General features: G+C 54.8%; 3 protein-coding genes. All 3 read left to right on the forward strand.

The window, feature by feature from the left end:
• Positions 1 to 30: 30 nt before the first annotated feature.
• The 3 genes from H6A34_RS13360 (at position 31) to H6A34_RS13370 (ending at position 5,829) form a co-directional block, all read left to right on the forward strand.
• Positions 31 to 3,141 carry an efflux RND transporter permease subunit gene (locus tag H6A34_RS13360; protein WP_205105919.1) on the forward strand — a complete coding sequence of 1,037 codons (3,111 nt, stop codon included), beginning with the start codon at positions 31 to 33 and terminating at the stop codon, positions 3,139 to 3,141.
• 25 nt (positions 3,142 to 3,166) lie between these two features.
• Positions 3,167 to 4,444 (forward strand): TolC family protein, encoded by a 1,278-nt coding sequence (locus H6A34_RS13365; RefSeq protein WP_239480887.1) that lies wholly within the window; start codon positions 3,167 to 3,169, stop codon positions 4,442 to 4,444.
• A 236-nt stretch (positions 4,445 to 4,680) separates the two neighbouring features.
• Positions 4,681 to 5,829 (forward strand): N-acetyltransferase, encoded by a 1,149-nt coding sequence (locus H6A34_RS13370; RefSeq protein WP_205105921.1) that lies wholly within the window; start codon positions 4,681 to 4,683, stop codon positions 5,827 to 5,829.
• Positions 5,830 to 5,881: the final 52 nt, after the last annotated feature.

Consider the following 5,881-nt stretch of genomic DNA (forward strand, 5'->3'; position numbering starts at 1 on the left):
GTCTGCTTGTCAACATAAAAAAATCAAACAATGGAACAGAAGAAACGCAACTTTGTGGAATGGGCGATGCACTACCGGCAAATCGTCATCCTCATATTCAGCTGCCTCGTGGCCTTCGGCATATACAGCCTGCCCGGCATGAGGAAAAACGAGTTTCCCGACTTCACCGTGCGCCAGGGTATCGTCGTAGCGGTGGCTCCCGGCGTGCCGTCGGACGAGATGGCCGAGCAAGTTACCAAGCCCCTGGAGAACTATATCTTTACATATAAGGAGGTGAAGAAGGCCAAGACCTTCTCGAAAAGCCGTGACGGGATAACATACATACAGGTAGAACTCAACGACGACGTAAACAACAAGGACGAGTTCTGGAGCAAGTTCAAGCACGGAGTGGCCGACTTCAAGGCTCAACTGCCGAGCAACGTGCTCGCCATAAAGGTGATGGACGACTTCGGAGACACCTCGGCGTTGCTGATAACGATGGAGAGCAAGGACAAGACTTACCGCGAACTGGAGGACTACATGGACTGCCTGCAGGACAGTCTGCGGCGCATTGAGAGCGTAGGACGCATGACGGTAAGCGGCATGCGGCACGAACAGATAGCCGTATATCTCGACAACGAGCGCCTGAGTCACTACGGACTGAACGACAAGACGCTGACACTTACCCTCATGCAAAAGGGCTTCACCACGAGCGGAGGCCGCGTTAAGACCGACGACTACGTGCAGCCGCTGTACGTGGAGAAGTCGCTCAACTCGGTGTACGACATCGAGCAGATGATTGTCTTCGCCACGCCCGACGGCAACAATATACGCCTCAAGGACGTAGCCGACGTGCGAAGGGAGTACCCCGAGGCTGATTCGTACATCACGAACAACGGCACCAAGTGCATACTCCTTAGCGTAGAGATGAAGAAAGGACAGAACATCGTCAAGATGGGCGACGACATCGACAAGGTAATGGCCGGTTTCCAGAAAACCCTTCCGGCAGGAGTCAGCATATACAGGATAACCGACCAGAGCAAGGTTGTGGGCGACAGCGTAACCAACTTCCTTGAAGAGCTGCTCATAGCAATCGTCGCCGTGGTAATCGTCGTTATGCTCCTGCTGCCCATGAGGGTAGCGCTCGTGGCCGCGTCGACCATCCCTATAACAATATTCATATCCCTCGGACTGTTCAACGCTTTCGGAATAGAGCTTAACACGGTAACTCTCGCGGTGCTGATAATGTCGCTCGGAATGATAGTGGACAACTCCATCGTCATCATTGACAACTACCTGGAGTGCATCGGGACAGGAATGTCGCGCTGGCACGCCTCCATCCAGAGTACCACTCACTTCTTCAAGTCCATCTTCTCGGCCACGCTGGCCATCACGGTTACGTTCTTCCCGTTCCTCATAACGCTTACGGGAATGTTCAAGGACTTCATTGTTATGTTTCCGTGGGGCGTCACCATCGTGCTGATGGTATCGCTTCTGGTGGCCACGCTGCTTGTCCCGTTCATGCAGTTCTGGTTCATCCGCAAGCCGATGGAGAGCAAGAAAAAACCTGACGGCAGAAAACCATTCTCGTTCTTGGACGTTCTCCAGAAGTCATACAACAAGCTGTTGGACGTCTGCTTCGCCCATCCGAAGGTTACGGTGACCGTCGGAGTACTGTCAGTGGCCACAGGAGTATTTATGATGAGGTATGTTCCGCAGAAGCTGATGCCTGCGGCCGACCGCAACCAGTTTGCCGTAGAGATATACACTCCTACCGGAACGTCGGTCAAACGCACGGCGGAAATAGCCGACAGTCTGGAGAACATGCTGCGCAAGGACAGCCGCATAGTGTCCGTAACGTCATTCAAGGGCTGCGCCTCGCCACGCTTCCACACGGCATACGCTCCGCAGATAGCAGGCACCTCGTACGCACAGTTCATCGTAAACACCACCGGAATCGAGGCAACCGAGGAACTTCTGGACGAGTACATGCCGAAATACGGCGACTACTTCCCCGGCGCACGCGTAAGATTCAAGCAGCTTAGCTACAGCGAGGCGGTATATCCGGTAGAGGTAAGGCTCAGCGGCGAGAACTTCGATGAGCTTAAGACGCAAGCGGAAAAGCTGCGCGACAAGATGAAGGACATACCCGGACTGACGCAGGTGCACATCGACTGCAACGAGCCTCTGGCCTCAGGTGACATCATCCTTAAGGAAGACGAAGCGTCAAGGCTCGGCGTAAGCAACCTCACCGTTGAGTCGACACTGGCCATGAGATACGGAAGCGGCACGACAGTGGCTACCGTATGGGAGGGGGATGACGACATTCCCGTTGTGCTGAAAGGCACGAAGGCAGAGCGTGCGACCAACGCCGACGTGGCCGACGAGCGCATTCCCGCCGCCGGAGGGCTGGCAACGGTGCCGCTGAGGCAGGTTGCCGACATAAAGCCTGAATGGAAAGAAGGGCAGATAGTACGCCGAAACGGCATATACACCGTAACCGTAGAGAGTGACATAACGCGCGAGACAAACGCCATGAACGTTACAAAAGAGGTGAAAGAATTAGTAGGCAAAATGAACGTTACGGCCGGAATAACCGTCAGCTACGGCGGTGAAGAGGAACAGAGCGTTGAAAAAATGCCCTCAATCATAGGCGGATTAGTCATCGCGGCGGTGATTATATTCTTCATCCTGCTGCTCCATTTCCGCAAGATAAGCATTGCGGCACTCATTTTCGCGAGCCTGCTGCTATGCCTGTTCGGCACCGCCGCCGGCATATTGATACAGGGCGTAGACCTCAGCATAACGTGTATCTTGGGCGTGGTGAGCCTCATGGGTATATTGGTACGCAACGGAATAATAATGTTCGACTACGCAGAGGAGCTGCGCGCGACGGAAGGAATGCACGCCGAAGAGGCCATATACCATTCGGCGCAACGCCGAATGCGCCCGATATTCCTCACCTCGGCCGCAGCGTCGATGGGCGTAATACCGATGATTCTGGGCGGAAGCGGCCTGTGGATGCCCATGGGCACGGTGATATGCTACGGCACGCTGATAACCATGATGTTCATCCTGACCGTGCTGCCGGCTGCCTACCTGCTGATATTCCGCGGCACCACGGAGCGCAGGAAAAGAGTGGACGCTATAGAAGAGCAATAAAATCAAAGCATTAAAAATGAAAACAATGACGACGAAAACAACTATATTGACAATGGTGTTGTCGCTGGCAGCAACGACGATTACGGCACAGCGCGTGATGACTATTGACCAGTGCGTCAGCGACGCCTTGCTGAACAACGTGAAAATGAAGAACGCCGGCAACGACGTAGAGGCCGCCCGGCAGGCGAAAAAGCAGGCTTTCACAAAATACTTCCCCACGGTAAGCGCCACGGGAATGGGCTTCATGGCCGACGACGAGCTGCTACAGATGGGCCTTGGAGAAGGTATGGGCATGGGACTGCTCAAGAACGGTATCTCGGGAGGCGTATCGGCGCAGTTGCCCTTGTTCACGGGAGGACGCATAATCAACGCCAACAGGTTGGCCGAGGTGGGCGTTGAGTCGAGCCGCCTGCAACGCAAGCTGTCGGAAAACGAGGTAGTACTTACTGCAGAAACATACTTCTGGCAGGTGGTAATGCTCAAGGAAAAGCTCAAGACGATAACCGCCGTCGAACAGCAGCTGGCCGAATTCGCGAAAAATGCCGACGCGGCGGTAAGCGCCGGGGTGTCTGACAGGAACGACCTGCTACAAGTTAACCTGCGCAAGAACGAGACCCGAAGCGGCCGGATAACCGTAGAGAACGCGCTGGCCACGGCACGCCGCCTGCTGGCACAGTACACGGGACATGCAGACGATAGCGTAGACGTGGCGGCCGACATGGGCGACGGCATGCCCGAACCGCCCTTCGCGCTGTACGCCGAACCGACGGCGGCGCTGGTGTCGACAAGCGAATACGCCCTGCTCGAGCAAAACGTGAAGGCCAACAGGCTGCAATACAAGATGTCACTGGGCGAGAACCTGCCAACCGTGGCCATCGGCGGCGGATACTTCTACAACAACTTCATGGACAAGAGCCAGCAGTCGTGGGTAGGCTTCGCCACGGTCAGCATACCGCTTTCGGGCTGGTGGGGCGGCTCTCACGACATGAAAAAGAGGAAACTGGCCGTGAGCAACGCCGAGAACACACTCAGGGACAACGCCGAACTGCTGGTAATCAACATGGAGAACAAATGGAACGACATGAACGACGCTTACCGGCAGATACGCATAGCGCAGGAGTCGATAACGCAGGCGGAGGAAAACCTGCGCCTGCACACCGACTACTACACGGCGGGAACGGCTACGATGAGCGACCTGCTGGAGGCCCAGACGCTGTACCAGGACAGCCGCTACTCGTACATCGAGGCGTACGCCGGCTACCAGATAAAGAAGCGTGAGTACATGCAAGCCACCGGACAATAGACACGGTTCATACCTATCTTACAACATATTGATACTCAATGCTTTGCGAAAGGCCATCTTTTACACGCTAAAAGATGGCCTTTTAGCGTGCGGTTAACGGCCTTTCAGAATGCGAAAGACGGTCTTTCGCAAAACGTACGTCCACGTAAAAAAGGTACTTTAACCACCAAAAATTTCCATATTAGCGGCAAAAAGAGTATCTTTGCATGTTTAAGTAGTCTTAACAACATCAGGAAATGTCATCAGTAACAATAAAAAAGGTCAAGACGAGGAAGGACCTCGAGAAGTTTATCGACTTCCACTACGACCTGTATGAGGGTTGCGAGCAGGATGTTCCCAACCTTTTCAGCGACGAGATGAAGACTCTCGACAAGACAAAAAACGCCGCCTTCGAGTTCAGCGAGGCGGAATATTTCATGGCGTTCTACAAGGACGGGCGCATGGCCGGCCGCGTTGCGGCCATCATAAACCACCGCGCCAACAAGCGCTGGGGCAGAAAGTGCGTGCGCTTCGGCTGGATTGACTTCGTCGACGACATCGAAGTATCTGCCGCGCTGTTCAAAGCCGTCGAGGACTACGGCCGCTCAAAGGGCATGGACGAGATGATAGGCCCGCTCGGATTCACCGACCTCGACCCCGAGGGAATGCTCACCTGGGGCTTCGATCAACTCGGCACGATGGCCACGATATACAACTATCCCTACTATCCGGAGCACATGGAGAAGCTCGGCGGCTTCGACAAGGACAACGACTACGTGGAATTCAAGCTAATGGTGCCCGAGAAAGTGCCCGAGAAATACACGAAGATAGCCGAGATGATACAGAAACGCTACAACCTGCACGTGCGCAAGCTGACGAAGAAAGACGTGTTCGAGGGCGGCTACGGCAAAAAGATGTTCGACCTGATCAACACATGCTTCAAGGACCTGTACGGCTACTCGGAGCTGTCAGAGCGGCAAATCGAGCAATACATAGACATGTACTTCCCGCTGGCCGACCTCAGCCTGATAACCGTTGTGGAAGACTGGAACGAGGGAAACAAGCCCGTAGCCGTTGGCATTACCATACCGTCATTGTCGCGCGCGCTGCAGAAATGCCGCCGCGGACGGCTCTTCCCGTTCGGCTGGTGGCACGTGCTGCGTGCCCTGAAGGCGCACAAGACCGAGGGCGTAGACCTGCTCCTGCTCGGCGTTCTGCCCGAATACCGCATGAAGGGAGCCAACGCCCTGATGTTCTCCGACCTCATTCCGCGCTACCAGGCATACGGATTCAAGTGGGGCGAGAGCCAGGTCGAAATGGAGACCAACGAGAACGTGCAGAGCCAATGGCAGTATCTCGACACCACGCTGCACAAGAGAAGACGCTGTTATAAAAAGTGGTTATAGTTCCGTGTAGTTAAAGTAGTTAGAGTAGTTATCGCTCCCTGCGGTCGCTAAG

This window comes from Marseilla massiliensis (assembly GCF_016899855.1).
In the GTDB taxonomy this organism is placed as follows: Bacteria; Bacteroidota; Bacteroidia; order Bacteroidales; family Bacteroidaceae; genus Prevotella.